Source organism: Mesorhizobium sp. M0028 (genome assembly GCF_040323855.1).
Taxonomy (GTDB): Bacteria; Pseudomonadota; Alphaproteobacteria; order Rhizobiales; family Rhizobiaceae; genus Mesorhizobium.
In genome coordinates, this window is record NZ_JAMYVG010000011.1 from 19,373 (window position 1) to 39,830 (window position 20,458).

General features: G+C 63.6%; 17 protein-coding genes. 8 read left to right on the top strand and 9 right to left on the bottom strand.

Annotated elements, in window-relative coordinates:
* The first annotated feature begins 740 nt into the window (after nucleotides 1–740).
* Nucleotides 741–1,241, top strand: coding sequence for an MmcB family DNA repair protein (locus NKJ93_RS20270; protein WP_352493730.1), 501 nt, complete (start codon nucleotides 741–743; stop codon nucleotides 1,239–1,241).
* A 72-nt stretch (nucleotides 1,242–1,313) separates the two neighbouring features.
* Nucleotides 1,314–1,574 carry a hypothetical protein gene (locus NKJ93_RS20275; protein ID WP_198030469.1) on the top strand — a complete coding sequence of 87 codons (261 nt, stop codon included), beginning with the start codon at nucleotides 1,314–1,316 and terminating at the stop codon, nucleotides 1,572–1,574.
* Nucleotides 1,575–1,600: 26 nt separating this feature from the next.
* On the opposite strand, the gene NKJ93_RS20280 is transcribed toward NKJ93_RS20275, so the two are convergent.
* From NKJ93_RS20280 to NKJ93_RS20305, 6 genes are all read right to left on the bottom strand, one after another.
* A complete protein-coding gene (locus NKJ93_RS20280; RefSeq protein ID WP_352483304.1) occupies nucleotides 1,601–1,909 on the bottom strand; it encodes a formate dehydrogenase subunit delta in 309 nt (102 codons plus the stop codon).
* Nucleotides 1,899–2,726, bottom strand: a complete 828-nt coding sequence (fdhD, locus tag NKJ93_RS20285; RefSeq protein WP_023717901.1) for a formate dehydrogenase accessory sulfurtransferase FdhD — start codon at nucleotides 2,724–2,726, stop codon at nucleotides 1,899–1,901. Before fdhD ends, NKJ93_RS20280 begins: the two co-directional genes overlap by 11 nt.
* A 183-nt stretch (nucleotides 2,727–2,909) precedes the next feature.
* Complete coding sequence (gene fdhF / locus NKJ93_RS20290) at nucleotides 2,910–5,822, bottom strand: formate dehydrogenase subunit alpha (RefSeq protein WP_352483303.1); 2,913 nt, start codon at nucleotides 5,820–5,822, stop codon at nucleotides 2,910–2,912.
* 12 nt (nucleotides 5,823–5,834) lie between these two features.
* Nucleotides 5,835–7,391: a formate dehydrogenase beta subunit gene (locus NKJ93_RS20295; RefSeq protein WP_352590771.1), complete on the bottom strand. Its 1,557-nt coding sequence runs from the start codon at nucleotides 7,389–7,391 to the stop codon at nucleotides 5,835–5,837.
* A complete protein-coding gene (locus tag NKJ93_RS20300; protein ID WP_352590774.1) occupies nucleotides 7,388–7,867 on the bottom strand; it encodes a formate dehydrogenase subunit gamma in 480 nt (159 codons plus the stop codon). The genes NKJ93_RS20295 and NKJ93_RS20300 overlap by 4 nt, the downstream gene beginning before the upstream one ends.
* A gap of 133 nt (nucleotides 7,868–8,000) precedes the next feature.
* The gene (locus tag NKJ93_RS20305; RefSeq protein ID WP_023717897.1) at nucleotides 8,001–8,900 is read right to left on the bottom strand and encodes a LysR family transcriptional regulator; all 900 of its coding nucleotides are present in this window, start codon (nucleotides 8,898–8,900) and stop codon (nucleotides 8,001–8,003) included.
* Between the two features lie 194 nt (nucleotides 8,901–9,094).
* Between NKJ93_RS20305 and NKJ93_RS20310 the strand changes: the two genes are divergently transcribed.
* Together NKJ93_RS20310 and NKJ93_RS20315 are read left to right on the top strand one after the other, a co-directional pair.
* Nucleotides 9,095–9,736, top strand: coding sequence for a DUF47 domain-containing protein (locus NKJ93_RS20310; RefSeq protein WP_023717896.1), 642 nt, complete (start codon nucleotides 9,095–9,097; stop codon nucleotides 9,734–9,736).
* On the top strand, nucleotides 9,736–10,740 hold the full coding sequence (locus NKJ93_RS20315; protein WP_352493734.1) for an inorganic phosphate transporter: 1,005 nt from the start codon (nucleotides 9,736–9,738) through the stop codon (nucleotides 10,738–10,740). Before NKJ93_RS20310 ends, NKJ93_RS20315 begins: the two co-directional genes overlap by 1 nt.
* Before the next feature lie 43 nt (nucleotides 10,741–10,783).
* On the opposite strand, the gene NKJ93_RS20320 is transcribed toward NKJ93_RS20315, so the two are convergent.
* Nucleotides 10,784–11,161, bottom strand: coding sequence for a VOC family protein (locus tag NKJ93_RS20320; RefSeq protein WP_352493735.1), 378 nt, complete (start codon nucleotides 11,159–11,161; stop codon nucleotides 10,784–10,786).
* Between the two features lie 195 nt (nucleotides 11,162–11,356).
* On the opposite strand from NKJ93_RS20320, the gene NKJ93_RS20325 reads away from it, so the two are divergent.
* The 4 genes from NKJ93_RS20325 to chrA all read left to right on the top strand — a co-directional run bounded on the left by NKJ93_RS20325 (nucleotide 11,357) and on the right by chrA (nucleotide 17,051).
* Nucleotides 11,357–12,529: an Mrp/NBP35 family ATP-binding protein gene (locus tag NKJ93_RS20325; protein ID WP_352483316.1), complete on the top strand. Its 1,173-nt coding sequence runs from the start codon at nucleotides 11,357–11,359 to the stop codon at nucleotides 12,527–12,529.
* Between the two features lie 227 nt (nucleotides 12,530–12,756).
* Nucleotides 12,757–14,562, top strand: coding sequence for an IlvD/Edd family dehydratase (locus NKJ93_RS20330; RefSeq protein WP_352493736.1), 1,806 nt, complete (start codon nucleotides 12,757–12,759; stop codon nucleotides 14,560–14,562).
* A gap of 264 nt (nucleotides 14,563–14,826) precedes the next feature.
* Nucleotides 14,827–15,666: a chromate resistance protein ChrB domain-containing protein gene (locus NKJ93_RS20335; protein WP_352590777.1), complete on the top strand. Its 840-nt coding sequence runs from the start codon at nucleotides 14,827–14,829 to the stop codon at nucleotides 15,664–15,666.
* Complete coding sequence (chrA, locus tag NKJ93_RS20340; RefSeq protein WP_352590780.1) at nucleotides 15,663–17,051, top strand: chromate efflux transporter; 1,389 nt, start codon at nucleotides 15,663–15,665, stop codon at nucleotides 17,049–17,051. Before NKJ93_RS20335 ends, chrA begins: the two co-directional genes overlap by 4 nt.
* Nucleotides 17,052–17,054: 3 nt before the next feature.
* Here chrA and NKJ93_RS20345 read toward each other — a convergent pair whose 3' ends face one another.
* Nucleotides 17,055–18,644 carry a trimethylamine methyltransferase family protein gene (locus tag NKJ93_RS20345; protein WP_352483296.1) on the bottom strand — a complete coding sequence of 530 codons (1,590 nt, stop codon included), beginning with the start codon at nucleotides 18,642–18,644 and terminating at the stop codon, nucleotides 17,055–17,057.
* 194 nt (nucleotides 18,645–18,838) lie between these two features.
* Nucleotides 18,839–20,332, bottom strand: coding sequence for a MocR-like pyridoxine biosynthesis transcription factor PdxR (pdxR, locus tag NKJ93_RS20350; protein ID WP_352467513.1), 1,494 nt, complete (start codon nucleotides 20,330–20,332; stop codon nucleotides 18,839–18,841).
* Nucleotides 20,333–20,458: the final 126 nt, after the last annotated feature.

The following is a 20,458-nucleotide window of genomic DNA, read 5'->3' on the forward strand; positions in this document are numbered from 1 at the left end:
CAAATCAGCCGTGACGCCCGCGCCTATTAGTAGTTTCATTGGAGCCATGATCCTCAGTTTGGTTGGGGTTCTAGCCTACCGCTGGTTTGGCCCTATCGCGCTGGTTATTGTCGGAGGCATTGGTCTTCCAGCGGTGCTCGCCTGTTCCTTATACCGATTTGATTTGAAAAACCGGAAGGCGCGTGAGTGGCTTAATCCGACAGACAAGAGCTCCTAGACCAGCACTGGCCCCAGCACAAAGGCGATTATCTGGTTGGCAACCCGCCTTGGCAGCGGCGACAAAACATGATTCAAATGCGGTTGTGTTGGGGGAAAACATGATCCGCATAGCCATCGTTATAGCCATTGCCGTCAGTGCATCGGCATGCACTAGCCAGGCGAACGTTCCTTATGACACGAGTAAAAAAACCTGTAGAATCTATGTTGAGCCGGGGTCAGGCCACAAGCGTGAACTTTGTCTTCCGGACACTCCAAATAAATACTGTGTGCGTGCTTATTATATAAACACACCAGGTGGAGAAAGGGTAATGTGCGGCCCACTAACCCGCAAGGCAACCACTGCCGAGGGTCGTGCCAGACAGCTTGCAGGCAGTAAATACCCGTAGGAAAACACCCACGGTGGGCCGCTTGCGCTTCAGGGTTCTGCACCGGCGGTGTCCCGTTCTGGTTGGGTTTGTCAACCGGATAATCGCCCCAAAAACCGGGTTCAAACCGTGAACAAAATCTGACATGGTGCGGCCATGCCTATCATCTCACCTCTACCCCTCAACCCCCTTCTCGACGGTCGCCAGTCGGAGCGTGCCATGCTGGTCAGGCGTGGCGTGCAGCGGCTGCTCAAGCAGATGGGCGCGCATGTCTTGCCCGAACTGTCGCTGGCCACCGGGCGCCGCGCCGATCTCGTAGCGCTGACCCGCCAGGGCGATATCTGGATCATCGAGATCAAATCCTCGATCGAGGATTTCAGGGTCGACCGCAAATGGCCGGACTACCGGCTGCATTCCGACCGCTTCTTCTTCGCCACCCATCCCGGCGTGCCCGCGGAGATCTTTCCGGAAGAGTGCGGCTTCATTCTCTCCGACGGCTATGGTGCCGAGGTCCTGCGCGATGCGCCCGAGCACCGGATGGCGGCGGCGACGCGCAAGGCGCTGATGCTGAGGATCGCGCGCGCCGGTGCCGCGCGGTTGCTGGCGGCGGAGCTTGCCGGGGTGTCGGTGCCGGCGCTGGAGGGTGAGAGTGAGTAGGGGGTTTCCCTCTCCGTAGTCATGGAGGCTTGCGCTGCCCCGGCTGCCGCCACCTTGCATAAGAGACGATGTATGACTGCGGTGTTCCGCAAGGAACGCCAACAGCCGGCTGTAGCCTTCGTCTTCCCAGTGCAGGTCGAGATTGGAAATGAAACCCGGCACGAAGACGAGATCGAGCGATCCCTGGCCGACCACCTGATAGGCGATCCGCACGTCGCCGCTGAGCGCGTAGCGAGTTTCGATCGGCCTCACGAGGTTTGTCCGCCCGACCCGACGATTTCTTATCGCCGGATCATAGCAGAGCCGCGAGACTTGCGGCAGATGAAACCTTAGAGGGTGTGAATGTAGGCCCGCGGCGCCTACTTCTGTGACGCAGCCGTAGTCTCGGTGCTCGCTCCGCCGACGCTAAAACCTGCGCCCTCCGGCGCGCCCGGCCGCTTGATGTGTGGGGCGGCCGCGACGACAAGCTCGTTGAAGCCTTCGCCGCCGCTGTCGAGCATCTCGAACAATTGCCGGCGCATCCTCGGCTCCCAGAACTTGTTGATGTGCTCGGCGACGCCGGCAATGCCTTGCTCGCGCGGCTTGGAGTGGAAAAAGGCAGCGATCTGGTTGGCCATGCGAACCAGCTTTTCGCTGGTGCTCATGAGGTGGCCTTCGTCATGCGACATGCTTGGCAACTCCGGAAACCACGCGGTCAGGATGGGTGAAAATATCGAAATCATCGCCGCGCACCAGCGCCACCAGCGTCATGCCGGCGTCGTCTGCGGTGCGGATGGCAAGTGCCGTCGGCGCCGAGACGGCGATGATGAAGGCAGCACCGATCGCCGCGGTCTTCTGCACCATCTCGACCGAAACGCGCGACGTCACGACGACGGCCCCCGACCTGCCGTCGATACCGGCTTTGGCCAGCGCGCCGGCCAGCTTGTCCAGCGCATTGTGACGGCCGACATCCTCGCGCGCCATGACGATGCCCTTGCCGGGGAGGTAAAAACCGGCGGCGTGGACCGCGCCGGTCTCGGCGTGCAGCGGCTGCACCTTCGACAAAAGCTTGACCGAGCGGACGATGTCATCGGCCTGAAGTGTAAGTTTCGACGCACCGACCGGATCGACCGAGCGCATCGCTTCCTCGATCGATTCGATGCCGCACAGCCCGCAGCCGACCGGGCCGGCGAGCCGTCTGCGACGCGCCTCGAAACGGGTGTTGGCCTGGTCCTTCAGCCGGATCTGGATATCGATGCCGGCGCCGTGATCCTCGACCTCGATGGCTTCGATTTCGTCTGGCGAGGCAATGATGCCTTCGGTCAGCGAGAAGCCGAGCGCGAAATCCTCGAAATCGGCCGGGCTTGCCATCATCACCGCATGCGTGGTGCCGGCAAAGGAGAATGCTACCGGCGTCTCTTCCGGCACCATGCGGTTGGCGGCCGCGGTGCCGCCGGCGCGGCGCGCGAGGCGGCTGATCTGGGTGACAGCACGACGTTTGGGCATCACGCGGCACCCCCCTCTGGCCTACCGGCCATCTCCCCCTCAAGGGGGGAGATTGGCAGTTCAGACGTAAGGCACCCTTCGACGCTGGTGATTGGCGAAAGCCGAGATGACATCCAATCTCCTCCCTTGAGGGGGAGATGGCCGGTAGGCCAGAGGGGGGTGCTCCGGCACGACGCCAAAACGCTACTCCGCTGCTTGCAGCGAGGCGATGCGGCGGCTTTGCTTTGCCTGCTCGTCATAGTCGCGCTGCCATTCCGACGGGCCGTTGGATGCACCCACCTGCACCGCGGTCACCTTGTATTCCGGGCAGTTGGTCGCCCAGTCGGAGAAGTCGGTGGTGATGACGTTGGCCTGGGTGTCGGGATGGTGGAAGGTCGTATAGACGACGCCCGGCGACACCCGGTCGGTGATCAGCGCGCGCAGCGTCGTCTCGCCCGAGCGGCTGGTCAGCCGCACCCAGTCGCCATCGCGCAGGCCGCGATTTTCGGCATCATGCGGATGGATCTCCAGCCGATCCTCGCTGTGCCACACGACGTTGTCGGTGCGCCTGGTCTGCGCGCCGACATTATACTGCGACAGGATGCGGCCGGTGGTCAGCAGCAGCGGGAAGCGCGGCCCGGTCCTCTCGTCGGTCGCGACATATTCGGTGCGGATGAACTTGCCCTTGCCGCGCACGAAGCCGCCAATATGCATGATCGGCGTGCCTTCCGGCGACTTCTCGTTGCAGGGCCACTGCACCGAGCCCACCCGGTCGAGAAGGTCGAAGGAAACGCCGGAGAAGCTCGGCGTCGTCTTGGCGATCTCGTCCATGATCTCGGAGGGATGCGTGTAGTTCCAGCCGAGGCCGAGCGCCTTGGCGAGCTCCTGCGTCGTCTCCCAGTCGGCATAGCCGCATTTCGGCTCCATCACCTTGCGCACCATGTTGATGCGGCGCTCGGCATTGGTGAAGGTGCCGTCCTTCTCGAGGAAGGTCGAGCCGGGCAGGAACACATGCGCGTAGTTGGCCGTCTCGTTGAGGAAGAGGTCGTGCACGACGACACATTCCATCGCGGCGAGACCCGCGGCGACATGCTTGGTGTCGGGGTCCGACTGCAGGATGTCCTCGCCCTGTACATAGAGCCCCTTGAACGAGCCGTCGACGGCCGCGTCCAGCATATTGGGGATGCGCAGGCCGGGCTCGTCGTCGAGCTTGACGCCCCACAGGCTCTCATAGATGGCGCGCACCGCGTCGCCCGAAATGTGGCGGTAGCCGGGAAGTTCGTGCGGGAACGAACCCATGTCGCAGGAGCCCTGCACATTGTTCTGGCCGCGCAGCGGATTCACGCCGACGCCCGGCCGGCCGATATTGCCGGTCGCCATGGCGAGGTTGGCAATGGCGATGACGGTGGTCGAGCCCTGGCTGTGCTCGGTCACGCCGAGGCCGTAATAGATCGCGCCGTTGCCGCCGCGCGCATAGAGCCGCGCCGCGCCGCGTATGTCGTCGGGATCGACATTGGCGAGCTGACCGACGACCTCCGGGCTGTTTTCCGGCAGTGCCACGAACGATGCCCAGTCCTGGAACTCGTCCCAGTCGCAGCGCTCGCGGATGAACGCCTCGTCGAACAGGCCTTCGGTGACGATGACATGGGCAAGTGCGGTCAGCATGGCGACGTTGGTGCCCGGCTTCAGCGGCAGATGGAACTGCGCTTCGACATGGGCCGAGCGCACGATATCGGTGCGGCGCGGATCGAGCACGATCAGCTTGGCGCCCTGGCGCATGCGCTTTTTCATACGCGAGGCGAACACCGGATGCGCATCGGTCGGATTGGCGCCGATCAGCAGGATGACGTCCGTCTGCTCGATCGAATCGAAATCCTGCGTGCCGGCGGAGGTACCGAAGGTCTGGCCCAGGCCATAGCCGGTCGGCGAATGGCAGACGCGGGCGCAGGTATCGACATTGTTGTTGCGGAAGCCCTGCCGGACCAGCTTCTGGACGAGGTAGGTCTCCTCGTTGGTGCAGCGCGACGAGGTGATGCCGCCGATCGACGTGCGGCCGTACTGGTACTGGATGCGGCGGAATTCATTCGCCGTATGGGTGAGCGCCTCTTCCCACGACACTTCGCGCCACGGATCGCTGACCCGCTCGCGGATCATCGGCTTCAGGATACGGTCCTTGTGTGTCGCATAGCCATAGGCGAAGCGGCCCTTGACGCAGGAGTGGCCGTGGTTGGCCTTGCCTGCCTTGTAGGGCATCATGCGAATGACCTCGTCGCCCTTGACCTCGGCCTTGAATGAGCAGCCGACGCCGCAATAGGCGCAGGTGGTGACGGTCGAGCGCTCGGGCAGGCCTTTCGCAAGCACGGTTTTCTCCCTCAGCGCATCGGTCGGGCAGGCCTGCACGCAGGCCCCGCACGACACGCATTCGGAATCGACGAACGCCTCGTGCATGCCGGCCGAGACCCTGGATTCGAAGCCGCGGCCCTCGATGGTCAGCGCGAACGTGCCTTGCACCTCTTCGCAGGCGCGCACGCAGCGCGAGCAGACGATGCATTGCGCCGGATCATAGGTGAAATAGGGGTTCGATTCATCGCGGGCGATGTAGTCGATGGTCAGCGAGCCATGGCCGGGCGCCACGCCGTTTTCTTGCTCGACGTGGTTGCGGCCGTCCACGCCATAGCGGTTCTCGGTCAGGCCGACCGTCCTGACGACCTTGTCGAACTCGCTGGCGCCGGTGCCGGCCGTCTCGCCCCACGCAGCCGGATGGTCAGAGACATAGAGCTCCATCACGCCGCGACGAATGGCGTTCAGCCGGTCGCTCTGGGTATGCACGACCATGCCTTCGCCAACCGGCGTCGTGCACGAGGCCGGCGTGCCGCCGCGCCCGTCGATCTCGACGAGGCAGACCCGGCAGGAGCCGAACGAGTCCAGCATGTCGGTGGCGCAGAGTTTCGGGATTTCAACGCCCGCTTCCATCGAAGCGCGCATGATCGAGGTACCCGCCGGCACCGTCACCGGCTTGCCATCGACGGTCAGCGTCACCTGCTGTTCCGCTTCGGAGGCGGGTGTGCCGTAGTCGATTTCCTGGACCAGCGATTTGATGTCGAATGCCGCGTTCATGCCTGTCCGCTCCTATTCCGCTGCTTCGGCGACCGGCGTCGGCCGAAAGTCGTCCGGGAAATGGTTGAGTGCACTCATCACCGGATATGGGGTGAAGCCGCCGAGAGCGCAAAGCGAGCCGAACTTCATCGTGTTGCAAAGGTCGGTGACCAGCGCGATCTGCTTTTCCGGTTCGATGTTCTCAGCGAGCCGGTCCAGCACCTCGACGCCGCGCGTCGAGCCGATGCGGCAGGGCGTGCACTTGCCGCAGCTCTCGATGGCGCAGAATTCCATGGCGAAGCGCGCCTGCTTCAGCATGTCGGCGCTGTCGTCGAAAACGACGATGCCGGCGTGGCCGATCAGCCCGTCCTTGGCCGCGAACGCCTCGTAGTCGAACGGCGTGTCGAACAGGGCGCGCGGGAAATAGGCGCCGAGTGGGCCACCGACCTGCACCGCTTTGACTGGGCGACCCGTTGCCGTGCCGCCACCGATATCGTCGACGATCTCGCCCAGAGTCATGCCGAACGCCGCCTCGTAGAGACCAGCATATTTGACGTTGCCGGCGATCTGGATCGGGATGGTGCCGCGCGAACGGCCCATGCCGAAATCCTTGTAGAAGGCGGCACCCTTGTCCATGATCACCGGTACCGAGGCCAGCGAAATGACGTTGTTGATCACCGTCGGCTTGCCGAACAGGCCCTTATGCGCCGGCAGCGGCGGCTTGGCCCGCACCTGTCCGCGCTTGCCTTCGAGGCTGTCGAGCAGGGCGGTCTCCTCGCCGCAGACATAGGCGCCGGCGCCGACGCGCACTTCCATGTCGAATGAATTGGGTGACCCGAGCACATTGACGCCGAGCACGCCGGCCCTGCGGGCGATCTCGACGGCCTTCTGCATCACCGCCACCGCATGCGGATATTCCGAGCGGATATAGATGAAGCCCTTGGTCGCGCCGGTGGCGATGCCGGCGATCGCCATGCCTTCGATCAGCACGAAGGGGTCGCCTTCCATGATCATGCGGTCGGCGAACGTACCGGAATCGCCTTCATCGGCATTGCAGACGATGTATTTGCGGTCGGCCGACGTATCGAGGACCGTCTTCCATTTGATGCCGGTCGGGAAGCCGGCGCCGCCACGACCGCGCAGCCCGGACTCGGTCACCTGCTTGACGATGTCGGCCGGTGTCATCGCCACCGCATTCTGCAGGCCGTTCAGCCCGCCATGCGCCTTGTAGTGATCGAGCGACAGCGGATCGGTGACGCCGCAACGTGCAAAGGTCAGCCGCGTCTGTTTGGCCAGGAACGGGATCTTGTCCGGTGCGCCCAGCCAGCGCTTGTGATGGCCGCCGGTGAGGAAGCCGCAGTCGAACAGGCTTTTGACGTCGGATGGCTTGACCGGCCCATAGGCGACGCGGCCATTGGCCGTCGCCACTTCGACCATCGGCTCGAGGAAATAGGCGCCGCGCGAGCCGTTGCGCACGATCTTGGCCTCGATGCCGCGCTCGGCCAACTCCGCCCGAACCGCCTTGGCGACCTTTTCCGCACCCAGCGCCAGCGCGCCGGAATCGCCGGGAATATAGATGCGCGGGATCATGAGCGCACCTCGGCAACGATTTCATTGAGCTTTTCGTCGTCGAGCCGCCCGATCACCTCGCCGTCCAGCATCGCCGATGGCGAGCAAGCGCAAAGGCCAAGGCAATAGACCGGCTCCAGCGTCACCGAACCGTCGCGGGTTGTCTCGTGGAAACCGATGCCCAGCATTGATTTGAGCTTGGCGGCAATCGCATCCGAGCCCATCGACTGGCAGGCTTCCGCCTGGCAAAGCTTCAGCACATGGCGGCCGGCGGGCTGGCTGCGGTAATCGTGATAGAAGGTGACGACGCCATGCACCTCGGCCCTGGAGATGTTCAGCGCCTCGGCAATGACCGGCAGCGCGTCCCGCGGCACATAGCCGAACTCTTCCTGTATGCCGTGCAGGATCGGCAACAGCGGGCCTTCGAGGCCTTTCAGCTCGTGGATGATCGCCGCCGTGCGCGATGCGATCTCGGTACTTGCAGGCTGCATCGTCATGCAGCGCCCTCCCTGGTCGTGGCGGTCTTCCGCTAAGTGCTTAGGAAATCAGAGGAAACCCGCTAAATCAATAAAGCCGATCCGTTGCTCGATAGAAATTTTCTATCGATCTCGATCACCAGCATTATCTAGCCTAGCGGCGGGCGCGGAAATCGTCCGCCAGCGCCATTGCCTCGTCCAACAGCGCCGAGACCAGCGGCGTGTGCGGTTCGCGCGGCGCCGCCACCAGCCCGACGGTGTGGCTGGCATCCGGCTCGACGATCGGGATAGCCCGGATCGGCTCGGAAAAGCCGAACGTTTCCGCAAGGTTAAGCGGCATGATGGACGACCATTTGCCGGTGCGGATATGCGAGAACAGCACGATCATCGAGTTGGATTCCAGTGTCGGCCGCACCTGCACGCCGGCTTCGGCCAGATGCTGGTCGATGATGCGGCGGTTCTGCATGTCCGGCGTCAGCAGGCAGAGCGGCAGCTGGGAGAGTTCCGCCCATGTCACTTTGTCGCGGTCGAAATAGGGGTTCCCGACAGCGGTGATCAACTGGTAGCGCTCGTCGTAGAGCGGCACGCTGGTGACGCGTCCGAGCGGCTCGTTGTCGAGATAGGTGATGCCGGCGTCGATGTCGAAATTGCCGAGCAGCGACAGCACCTCGATCGATGTCCGCGACAGCACCGAGAAGGTGACGCCGGGATGCTTTGCCCGAAACGGCGTCGTCAATCGCGCCACCATGGCGAGGGCCGTCGGGATCGCGGCGATGCGGATGCGTCCTGACAGGCCGTGGCGTGCCGCCCGCATCTCCTCGCGCATGGTCCTGCTATCGCCGACGATGCGGCGCGCCCACACCAGCACCTGCTTGCCTTCCGGCGTCAGCCCCTGGAAGCGCGAGCCGCGCAGCACCAGCATCACGCCGAGCTGGCCCTCCAGCTGCTTGATGCCGGCCGAAAGCGTCGGTTGGGTGACGCCGCACACCTCCGCCGCGCGGCCGAAATGTTCTTCCCTGGCGAGTGCTATGAAGAATTCCAGCTTGTCGATCATGCCGTCGGGAGCCTGTCACGGACGCTATGTCCGATCTTAGCGCGCAAGGTCGGGGAAATCGCCTTCGGCCGCAAGCCGCCTGTGCAAATCGCCCGCATCCACATCTTTCAGCCGGCTTACTGTTTCCCGCGATGGAACGCGGCGCTATGTGGATGGGACGGGGTCGTGGACTGGACACGACGGGAGACCGAAACATGCTGGGCTGGTTCCGCAAGCTTTTGCCGCGCGAAGATCGCTTCTTCGACCTGTTCGAGCGGCATTCCCGCACTGTGGTCGGCGGCGCTGAGGCACTGCAGCAGCTTTTGCAGGGCAACGACATCGACCGCTGGTGTCAGACGATCATCGATCTCGAGGACGAAGCCGATCAGATCACCGCGGAAGTTCTGCTGGCCGTGCGCCGCTCCTTCATCACGCCCTTCGATCGCGGCGACATCAAGGACCTGATCCAGTCGATGGATGATGCCATCGACATGATGCACAAGACCGTCAAGACGGTAAGGTTGTTCGAAAAGAAGGAATTCGACCCGCTGATGCAGGAAATGGGGGCCGTCATCGTCGAGGCCGCCAAGTTGGTGGCCGAGGCGATCCCACTGCTCGGCAAGGTCGGGGCGCATACGGTGCGCCTCAACGCCATCGCCGAGGAGGTCATGCGCGCCGAAGGCCGGGCCGACGACCTGCACGAACAGGGCCTGAAGGACCTGTTCAAGCGGCACGGCCGCAGCGATCCGATGGCCTATCTGATCGGCAGCGAGATCTACGGCCAGCTGGAAAAGGTGGTCGACCGCTTCGAGGACGTCGCCAACGAAATCAGCGGCATCGTCATCGAGAACGTATAGTGGAAGCCGCGATAGCCTTTCCGGTGCTGGTCGGCCTTGTCGCCGTCGCACTGTTCTTCGATTTCCTCAACGGCCTGCACGATGCCGCCAACTCCATCGCGACAATCGTCTCCACCCGCGTGCTGAGGCCGCATTATGCGGTGTTCTGGGCGGCTTTCTTCAATTTCATCGCCTTCATGTTCTTCGGTCTTCACGTGGCGGAGACGCTGGGAACCGGCATCATCGACGCCAGCATCGTCACGCCGGCAGTGATCTTCGCAGCACTTGTCGGCGCCATCGTCTGGAATATCGTCACCTGGCTCGTCGGTATCCCGTCCAGCAGCTCGCACGCGCTGATCGGCGGTTTGGTCGGCGCCGGCGTTGCCAAGGCCGGCACCGGCGCCATCGTCTGGGCCGGATTGGGCAAGACGACGGCGGCCATCGTGCTGTCGCCGGCGGCAGGCTTTCTGCTGGCGCTCGTCTTGATCCTCGCGGTCTCCTGGCTGTTCGTGCGGCAGACGCCGTTCGCCGTCGACAGCACCTTCCGCGTCATGCAGTTCTTTTCCGCCTCGCTCTATTCGCTCGGCCATGGCGGCAACGACGCGCAGAAGACCATGGGCATCATCGCCGTGCTGCTTTATTCGCAAGGCATGCTCGGCGCGAATTTTTACGTGCCGCTGTGGGTCGTCATCACCTGTCAGTCGGCGCTGGCGCTGGGCACGTTGCTCGGCGGCTGGCGCATCGTCCACACAATGGGATCGAAGATCACCCGGCTGAACCCGATGCAGGGTTTCTGCGCCGAGACCGGCGGTGCGATCACCCTGTTCGCCGCCACCTGGCTCGGTATTCCGGTATCGACCACACACACGATCACCGGCGCCATCATTGGCGTCGGCGCCGCCCGCCGCGTCTCAGCCGTTCGCTGGGGCATTGCCGGCAACATCGTGGTTGCCTGGATTATCACCCTGCCGGCAACCGCGGTGATTGCGGCCCTCACCTACCTCGCGGTCGGCCTGGCAAGGTGAGAGCACCGCAGCACTGCGCGGCGGCGGTGCGTGAACGCCGTATCTACCTGTCCACAAGGTTCAGGATGTTGCCGTCCGGATCCTTGAACCATGCGACCTTCATGCCCTGACCCACATGAACGTCACCCTCCAGCGTCAGGCCGGGCATGTCGTAATGCTCGAAGGCCACGCCCTTCGATTTCAACGCCTCAACGATTTTGCCGAGCTCGTCGCCGACCGTCCAGGTCACAGCCGTCGCCTTGTTGGTCCCAGCGAAATTCGAACGGTACACGTTGATGCTGGTATCGCCGCTTTTATAGACGATCAGTTCGCCACCTTCATTGTGCACCTCTTTCAGGCCGAGCGTCCCTTCGTAGAAAGCCCTGGCCTTGGCCAGGTCCTTCACTGCGAGATTGGCCGTTGCGTTGCTGTTTGCGAGCATGATCGTCTCCTTCCCTTGATGTCGTGCTCATGCTGCTCCTTCAGATAGGTCGTAGCGGATGGTTGGCGACCGTCGATCAGGCAAATCTGACAGCGTCGGTCCGTTTTCCGGGGCACACCAGGCCGGCTGTTGCTCCACGACTTGGTTCTCTCCGGAAACTGCACTATCTCAGGCGCGAGCTTGCATAAGGAAGATCTGATGTCCGTCACCAAGGAAATCGTCATCGAACGCCTGAAGACGGTCAACGGGCCGGATTTCACCGGCAATATCGTCGACCTCGGCATGGTTTCCGAGATTTTCATTGCCGATGCCAAGGTGTTCTTCTCGATCACCGTTCCCGCCGCCCGTGCCCAGGAGATGGAGCCGCTGCGTGCGGCCGCCGAGCGTGTCGTCAAGGCGATCCCCGGTGTCGCCGGCGCCGTGGTCGCGCTGACGGCGGAAAAGAAGGGCGGCGGCATGGAGGCGCCGGTTCCGCAAAGACCGGCTCAGAGGCCCGCTCCGCCGGCCGCACCTGCTCGTCCCGCGCCGCAGGCGCCCGCCTCGCACAGCCATGGCAAGCGCGGCGTACCAGGCATCGACGCCATCATCGCTGTTGCTTCCGGCAAGGGCGGCGTCGGCAAGTCGACCACCGCCGTCAATATCGCCCTTGGCCTGGCCGCCAACGGGTTGCGGGTCGGCGTGCTCGATGCCGATATTTATGGCCCGTCCATGCCACGTCTGCTCAACATTCATGGCCGGCCGCAGACCGTCGACGGCAAGATCCTGAAGCCGATGCAGAACTATGGCCTCAAGGTCATGTCGATGGGCTTCCTCGTCGATGAGGAGACGCCGATGATCTGGCGCGGGCCGATGGTGATGTCGGCATTGACGCAAATGCTGCGCGAGGTCGAATGGGGACCGCTCGACGTGCTCGTCGTCGACATGCCGCCCGGCACCGGCGACGCCCAGCTGACCATGGCCCAACAGGTGCCGCTGGCCGGCGCCGTCATCGTCTCGACGCCACAGGACCTGGCCCTGATCGATGCGCGCAAAGGCCTCAACATGTTCAGAAAGGTCGACGTGCCGCTTTTGGGCATCGTCGAAAACATGAGCTATTTTCTCGCCCCCGATACGGGGAAACGCTACGACATCTTCGGCCATGGCGGCGCGCGCCGTGAGGCAGAGCGCCTCGGCGTCACCTTCCTTGGCGAAGTGCCGCTCGAGATGGGCATCCGCGAAAGCTCCGATGCCGGCACGCCGGTGGTGGTCTCCAAGCCCGATAGCGCCGAGGCGAAAATCTATCGCGACATCGCCGCCAAGGTCTGGCACCGCGTCAATGAAGAGCGCGGCGCGGCCGAGGCTGCAGTGCCGAGCATCGTGTTCGAGTGATGCGGATATCCCTCCCCTTTGAGCGGAGGGTGGCCCGAAGGACCGGGCGGGGTCCGCGGCGACACGCTCCAACTTTTCCGGGATAGCGGACTGACAAACCACGATCCCGTCTAGCGCGGAGGCAGATGTGTGTCTATCGCACCAAAGTGCGGATTCGGATGGCGCGTGCCCCTTGCCTGCTCCCGCGCGTTGTCATATCGATTTGTCATACAAATACGGAGACCACGATGGCAGGCGCCCCCACCAGCAAGAAAAAATTTCGCTCGCAAGAGTGGTTCGACAATCCCGACAATCCGGGCATGACAGCACTTTATCTGGAGCGCTACCTGAATTACGGGCTGACGCGGGCCGAACTGATGTCCGGCAAGCCGCTGATCGGCATCGCCCAGACCGGCTCGGACCTGTCGCCCTGCAACCGCCATCACATCGAACTGGCCAAGCGCGTGCGCGAGGGCATCGTCTCGATGGGCGGCATTCCTTTCGAGTTTCCTTGCCACCCGATCCAGGAAACCGGCAAGCGGCCGACAGCTGCGCTCGACCGCAACCTTGCCTATCTCAGCCTGGTCGAGGTGCTCTACGGCTATCCGCTCGACGGCGTGGTGCTCACCATCGGCTGCGACAAGACGACGCCGGCCATGCTGATGGCCGCGGCTACCGTCAACATTCCGGCTATCGCGCTTTCGGTCGGCCCGATGCTCAACGGCTGGCACAAGGGCAAGCGCACCGGCTCCGGCACCATCGTCTGGGAATCGCGCCAGCGCCTGTCGGCCGGCGAGATCGGCTATGACGAGTTCATGGACATCGTCGCCTCCTCGGCGCCGTCGACCGGCTATTGCAACACGATGGGCACCGCTACCACGATGAATTCGCTGGCCGAGGCGCTCGGCATGCAATTGCCGGGCTCGGCCGCAATCCCCGCCCCCTATCGCGAACGCGGCCAGATCGCCTATGAGACTGGAAAGCGCATCGTCGACATGGTGCATGAGGATCTGAAGCCCTCCGACATCATGACCCGCAAGGCCTTCGAGAACGCCATCGTCGTCAATTCGGCGATCGGCGGGTCGACCAATGCGCCGATCCACCTCAACGCCATCGCCCGCCACCTCGGCGTGCCGCTCGACAACAACGATTGGCAGAAGGTTGGCCTCAACATTCCGCTCATCGTCAATCTGCAGCCGACCGGCGAATATCTCGGCGAGGACTATCACCATGCCGGCGGCGTGCCGGCTGTGATCGCCGAACTGATGAAGGGCGGCATGCTGCCCTATCCGGAAGCCATGACCGCTAACGGCAAGACCATCGGCGACAATTGCGGCGGCGCCGTGAACGAGAACCTCGACGTCATCCGCACGGTTGCCGAGCCGCTGAAAGCCAATGCCGGCTTCATCAACCTCAAGGGCAATCTGTTCGATTCGGCGATCATGAAGACCAGCGGCATCTCGCCTGAATTCCGCGAACGCTATCTGTCGAACCCGAAGGACCCGGAAGCGTTCGAGGGCAACGCCATGGTCTTCGACGGCCCCGAGGATTATCACGCCCGTATCGACGACCCGGCACAGGGCATCGACGAGCACACCATCCTGTTCATGCGCGGCGCCGGCCCGATCGGCTATCCCGGCGGCGCCGAAGTCGTCAACATGCAGCCGCCTGCCTATCTGATCAAAAAGGGCATCCACGCGCTGGCCTGTATCGGCGACGGGCGTCAGTCAGGCACGTCGGGCTCGCCGTCGATCCTCAACGCCTCGCCGGAAGCCGCCATCGGCGGCGGCTTGGCGCTGCTGAAGACCGGCGATCGCGTCCGCATCGACCTGCGCAAGGGTACCGCCGACATCCTCGTCAGCGACGACGAGATCACGCGGCGCCGCGCCGAGCTGCAGAACAATGGCGGCTATCATTATCCGAAGCACCAGACGCCGTGGCAGGAAATCCAGCGCGGCATGGTCGACCAGTTTTCCGAAGGCATGGTGCTGAAGCCGGCGGTGAAGTACCAGGATGTGGCTCATACAAGCGGCGTGCCGAGGGACAATCACTGACCAGGGTCCGTCGCACGAGCCGTCAGGTCGCCAGCGTTACGGTCACCTCATTTCTCCCCGTTAACAGCCCGCTAACGGGGAGAAATGCCCGCCACAGAGTTGGACGCGGTCATTTGTCAAAAGCGATTGCTCCCGCGAGAACGGGAATGCTTGACAAGCGGGCGTGACAAATCCACGATCATCGTAAGGGGTGCATCGCGACGACCCCGTGAGGCGTCAGCCCAACGTTCGCGTCCAAGCTTCTCTTTCAAGGAGGTGGACGCCATGCCGTCAACAACCGCTATCACTGTATCGCAACTGTCTCGTCTGATTGGGCTGCCGGGTGCGCCCGCAATCATCGATGTCCGCATCAATGATGACTACAACGCCGATCCGCGCCTGTTGCCGGGCTCAATCCGGTGTGACTTCAAGACTATCGCCACCTGGGCTGGCGAATTCACTGGCCAGCAAGTGACGGTGGTCTGCCAACAGGGAAAAAAGCTCTCGCAAGGCGTGGCCGCATGGCTGCGGCACGAGGGCATTGCCGCCGAATCGCTCGAAGGCGGGTTTGAGGCATGGCGCGATGCCAAGGGGCTTTTGGTTCACACCGGCAAGATACCGCCCGCCGATGCCAAGGGCCGCACCGTTTGGGTGACGCGTACGCGCCCGAAGGTCGACCGCATCGCCTGCCCCTGGCTGATTCGGCGCTTCATCGATCCTCACGCGGTCTTTCTCTTCGTCGAGCCGGCCGAAGTGGCGGCGGTCGCCGATCGCTTTCAGGCCGTGCCTTTCGACATCGAGAACGTGTTCTGGAGCCACCGCGGCGAACGCTGCACCTTCGACACCATGATCGAGGAGTTCGGACTAAAATCCGAAGCGCTCGATCGTCTCGCCACGATCATACGCGCCGCCGATACTGCGAGCCTCGATCTTGTCCCACAGGCGGCCGGGTTCCTGGCCGCCTCGCTTGGCCTGTCGCGGATGTTTCACGACGACCTGGAACAGCTCGAGGCCGGCATGCTGCTCTACGATGCGTTCTTCCGCTGGTGCCGCGATGCGACCGAGGAGACGCATAACTGGCCGGCCGCCGGTACGGGCAATCTCGGCGCGGGCAAACCTTCGTGAGCGCCGTCCTTTCGAAAAAGCCGCCGGAGATCCAAGAGCCGGTTGTGCCGAGCTTCCGGCAGGCCGTGAAAGTCTGGGCGAAAATCGGCGTGCTCAGCTTTGGCGGCCCGGCCGGGCAGATCGCACTCATGCACAAGGAATTGGTCGAGGAACGGCGCTGGATCGGCGAACAGCGTTTCCTGCATGCGTTGAACTACTGCATGCTGCTGCCTGGCCCCGAGGCCCAGCAACTTGCCATCTATATCGGCTGGTTGCTGCACAAAACGGTCGGCGGCCTTGTTGCCGGCATTCTCTTCGTCGTGCCGGGCGCGCTTGTCATGCTCGTCCTGAGCAGCCTCTATGCGCTCTATGGCGATGTACCACTCGTCGCGGCGCTGTTTTTCGGGGTCAAGGCGACCGTGCTCGCCATTGTCATCGAGGCGGTGATCCGGATCGGCAGACGCGCGCTGAAAAACCCCGTCATGGTGTCGATCGCACTCGCCGCCTTCATCGCCATCTACGCGTTGAACGTGCCGTTTCCGCTGATCGTCCTGCTTGCCGGCCTGGCAGGCTGGATCGGCAACCGTAGTGCGCCGGCATTTTTTTCCGGCGCTTCGCATGGCAAGGGCGATGTTCCCGAGATCAAGGGCGCGGTCGATCTGATGTTCGAGCGCGGTGAACTGACCCACGTCAGGCCGACGCGATGGCACGCGCCGCGCATCTTGGCGATCTGGCTGCCGATCTGGCTCGGGCCTGTTCTGCTGGTCTGGGCTGTCACCGGCTCGGCCAGCGTCTGGACGCAAATCGGTGGCTTCTTCAGTGTCATGGCGGTCGTTACCTTCGGCGGCGCCTACGCGGCCCTTGCCTATGTGGCGCAGGCAGCGGTCGAGTACTTCGGCTGGCTGGCACCCGGTGAAATGGTCGACGGCCTCGGACTTGCCGAAACCACGCCGGGCCCGCTCATCCTGGTCTTGCAGTTCGTCGGCTTCGTCGCCGCCTTCCGCCAGTCGGGCTCGCTGGCGCCGCTGCTTGCCGGGTTGTTTGGCGGGCTGTTCACGCTGTGGGCGACGTTTACCCCATGTTTCCTGTGGATATTCCTTGGCGCGCCTTACATCGAAGCGCTGCGCGGCAACAAGGCGCTGTCGGCGGCGCTCGGCGCAATCACCGCCGCCGTCGTCGGCGTCATCATGAATCTCGCTCTATGGTTCGGCTTGCACGTCATCTTCGGCGAAGTGCGCAATGTCGGGCTTGGAATGGACGTGCCGGTGCTTTCATCGATAGACTGGCGCGCGGCGCTGCTTTCCTGTGCCTCGATGATCGCCATTCTGAAGCTGAAAATCGGCATGCTGCCGACGCTTGCCGGATCGGCGCTGGCCGGCGTCTTGTTGCTGGCGGCGAGCGGCTAACGCTCAGCCGCCCATTCTGCCGCGCGGCAGCTTGATCATATCGCCGAAACGGGCGCGCAATTTGTCGTCGACGGGCTTCGGCACATGGCGCGGGAAGCGTTCGGCAAGCACGCGTTTCTTCTCGATGATCGCCCGCTGCAAGATGTCGGGCCTGCCTTTCTCATTCCATTCCTTCGGCGAAAAGCGGTCGCCGACGGCCGGATAGAAATATTCGGTCTGCATCAGCCGCAGCGTCTGCTCGTTGCCGAGATAATGGCCCGGGCCCTTCAGGCAGACATCGGCGATGGTGTCGATGGACAGCGACTCGTCCGTCACCTCGATGCCGCGCACGCAGCGCAGGCAGTGGCCGAGCATGTCGTTGTCGATGATCAGGCTCTCAAGGCAAAAGCCGAGCAGCGAGGCGTGCATGCCGGCCGATTCGTAAACCAGGTTGAGGCCGGCAAGACCGGCCATCACGTCGGTTATGCCCTTTTCGTAGCCTGACTGAATGTCAGGCAGTTTCGAATCCGTCATGCCGGCGGCCGAACCGCCCGGCAGGTCGTAAAATTGTGCCATCTGCGCGCAGGCCGCGGTCAGCACCGCCTGCTCGGCCGAACCGCCCGACATGGCGCCGGTCCGGAGGTCCGAGACGAACGGCCAGGTGCCGAAGATTGCCGGGTGGCCCGGCTTGATGGCGTTGACATAGATTAGGCCGACCAGCACTTCGGCGACCGCCTGCACCACGGCACCGGCAATCGCCGCCGGTGCCGTCGCACCTGCCTGGCCTGCCGACAGCAGCAGGATCGGAATGCCGCCCTCGACACAGGCTTCGAGCACGCCGCAGGCGTCCTCGGCAAACTTCATCGGCGGCACGACGAAACAGTTCGAATTGGAGACGAAAGGCCGCGCGCGAAAATTCTCTTCGCCGCCGGCGATGGCATAGAGCATGTCGAGCGCCGGCTTGACGTTCTCACGCACGGTAAACGAGGTGCCGACATGCTTCGACGTGCCCATGACACAGGCGTAGAGCGTGTTGAAATCCATATCGAGCGGGTCGGGGATGTCGCGTGGCACCATCGGCCGCTGGAAGAAATGGATGTTGTCGAGCCCCTCGACCAGACGCGCCGCATCGTAAATGTCCTGCAGCAGCGACTCGCGATACTCACGCTTTTCGACATCGACAAGATGCACCGCAGCACCAGCCGTGCCGTAATGCACACGCTTGCCCTGGATCACCATGTCGTGCTTCGGATCCTGGCCGTGCAGGGTGAAATGCCGCGCCGCTTTCTTGATCGTTTCGACCACCAGACCGCGAGGAAAGCGCAGGCGGCCGTCCTCGCCAAGCGTTGCGCCGGCCTTGGTCAGTACCTCAATGCAAGAGGGGATGGCGTTGGCGAAACCGACCGTCTCCAAAAGGGTAAGCACGGCCTCGTGGATACGTTCGCAATCATTGCCGCTGAGCGGGCTGTAGCTTCCGCCTTCGAGGCCGGCGCGCACCGGCTTGACGTCGTCGGCGAGCGGTGCCGCCCGCATGGCGCGGCGCGCCTCGCGCCCGCCGGACCGCCGCGAACGCTGGTCTGCGGACACGTCCTGCTTCTCATGGGCCATTGGCATGAAGGCACTCCAACTTTAGCTGCGGAGCGGGCGCGGCGGTTGGTCCACCATCGGCCTGCTTCGTCCCCTTTATACAGCGACTATGCCGCCGGCATTGGCACAGCCTATGTGCCAGCCGGTCCCGTCGCATATGCCAAGGAGCTAAAGAACCGGAGCCGCACTACATGCGCCAGGCTCCGGTCGGGGAAGGGAGATCAGGCCGCTGCCGGCCTGCGTCCAGCTGCCGTCGCCAGTTCGCGGATGCCGGGTTCGATGTGCTGCAACGCGATCGAGGAAATGCCCAAGCGCATGAAACGCGATGGCTTTTCGGTGCGGTCGAAGAAGCGGTCGCCAGGCTCGATGATGACGCTGCGCGAGGCCGCGGCCTCCGCCAGCCCGCGCGAATCGGTGCCGCGCGGTCCCTCGAGCCAGAGCGACGTGCCGCCGGCCGAATCGGTCGAGCGCCACTCCGGCAGGAAGGCGGAAATCGCATGGACCAGACGCTTGCGCCTCTCGTCGAAGGCGCTCGACAGCCGCCGCACCAGCGCCTCGTGATGGCCGAGCGACAGGAACAATGCGACGGCGCGCTGGTTGTTTGCCGGCGGGTGGCGCAGCATGAAGCGGCGCAGCGCCCGAAGCTCGGAGATCAGCCCGGCCGAGGCGACGATGTAGCCGAGCCTGAGGCCGGGAGCCAGCGTCTTCGACATCGAGCCGACATAGACGACGCGGCCGGACCGATCGAGGCTCTTCAGCGCCTGCTGCGGCGCCTCGTCCAGGAGCTGGCTGTCATATCCGTCCTCGATGATGATCTGGTTGTAGCGGTTGGCGCGCGCCAAAAGATCCTGCCGCCGCTCTGCCGACAGCGGCACCATGGTCGGGCAATGGTGGCTGGGCGTGACGAAGACGAAGCCGGAATCATTGGGAATGGCCGAGGTTACGATGCCGGAGTGGTCGACCGGAACCGGCTGGATGTCGGCGCCGGCCAGCCGGAAGATCGAACGTGCATCGGGATAGCCCGGGTCCTCCATCGCCACCTTCGAGCCCTTGGTCATCAACAGCGTCGCCAGCATGTAAAGCGCGTTCTGCGCGCCCAGCGTCACGATGATCTCGTCCGGATTGGCGAAGATGCCGCGCCGCGGCAACAGCCGTGCCTGGATCTGCTCGATCAGGAGGGGATCGTCGCGGTCGACCATGTCGGACGCCCAGTTGCGGATTTCGAGCACCGCCAGCGCCATGCGGTTGCACTCGCGCCATTCGGCGGTCGGGAACAGCGCCGGGTCGAACTGGCCATAGACGAAGGGGTAGGACGATTTGATCCAGTTGTCGTGCTTGGCCGGCGGTGGCATGTCGCTCGCCGCGATCTGCCGGCGGGCCTTCCAGTCGATCTCGTTGGCTTGGTCGGGCGCCTTCTGGTGCGGTTTGGCCGGCGTCGCCAGCACTTCGGGATTGACGAAGTGGCCGCGGCGCTCGCGCGCCACCAGGAAGCCCTGGTCGACCAGCTGCTGGAAGGCCAGCACCACGGTGCCACGCGCTACGCCGAGTTTTTCGGCGAGAATCCGGCAGGACGGAAGCGGCATGGAAGCCGCGATCTGCCGGTCGAGGATGGCGGCGACGATCGCCTGACGGATCTGCGCCTGCAGGGTCTGACCGGATTCCGCCGAAATCCGGAACAGGCCGGACCATATGGCCGTGTCGTTTCTCTGTGGCATGGGAGATGTTCCTCGATGGCCAGCTTTTTTCACTTGGCTGGACCAGTCGAATGTACCGGTGGCACAAGGTCTTGCGCCAATCAATTTTTCTGATCGCTGGGATTTATGCCAGTGATCCTTTGCGCC

Excerpts from the sequence above, each read along its gene's own strand:
- NKJ93_RS20270 (WP_352493730.1), top strand. The coding sequence starts at position 741 with ATGCCTATCATCTCACCTCTACCCCTCAACCCCCTTCTCGACGGTCGC.
- NKJ93_RS20275 (WP_198030469.1), top strand. The coding sequence starts at position 1,314 with ATGACTGCGGTGTTCCGCAAGGAACGCCAACAGCCGGCTGTAGCCTTC.
- NKJ93_RS20280 (WP_352483304.1), bottom strand. The coding sequence starts at position 1,909 with ATGTCGCATGACGAAGGCCACCTCATGAGCACCAGCGAAAAGCTGGTT.
- fdhD (WP_023717901.1), bottom strand. The coding sequence starts at position 2,726 with ATGCCCAAACGTCGTGCTGTCACCCAGATCAGCCGCCTCGCGCGCCGC.
- fdhF (WP_352483303.1), bottom strand. The coding sequence starts at position 5,822 with ATGAACGCGGCATTCGACATCAAATCGCTGGTCCAGGAAATCGACTAC.
- NKJ93_RS20295 (WP_352590771.1), bottom strand. The coding sequence starts at position 7,391 with ATGATCCCGCGCATCTATATTCCCGGCGATTCCGGCGCGCTGGCGCTG.
- NKJ93_RS20300 (WP_352590774.1), bottom strand. The coding sequence starts at position 7,867 with ATGACGATGCAGCCTGCAAGTACCGAGATCGCATCGCGCACGGCGGCG.
- NKJ93_RS20305 (WP_023717897.1), bottom strand. The coding sequence starts at position 8,900 with ATGATCGACAAGCTGGAATTCTTCATAGCACTCGCCAGGGAAGAACAT.
- NKJ93_RS20310 (WP_023717896.1), top strand. The coding sequence starts at position 9,095 with ATGCTGGGCTGGTTCCGCAAGCTTTTGCCGCGCGAAGATCGCTTCTTC.
- NKJ93_RS20320 (WP_352493735.1), bottom strand. The coding sequence starts at position 11,161 with ATGCTCGCAAACAGCAACGCAACGGCCAATCTCGCAGTGAAGGACCTG.
- NKJ93_RS20330 (WP_352493736.1), top strand. The coding sequence starts at position 12,757 with ATGGCAGGCGCCCCCACCAGCAAGAAAAAATTTCGCTCGCAAGAGTGG.
- NKJ93_RS20335 (WP_352590777.1), top strand. The coding sequence starts at position 14,827 with ATGCCGTCAACAACCGCTATCACTGTATCGCAACTGTCTCGTCTGATT.
- NKJ93_RS20345 (WP_352483296.1), bottom strand. The coding sequence starts at position 18,644 with ATGCCAATGGCCCATGAGAAGCAGGACGTGTCCGCAGACCAGCGTTCG.
- pdxR (WP_352467513.1), bottom strand. The coding sequence starts at position 20,332 with ATGCCACAGAGAAACGACACGGCCATATGGTCCGGCCTGTTCCGGATT.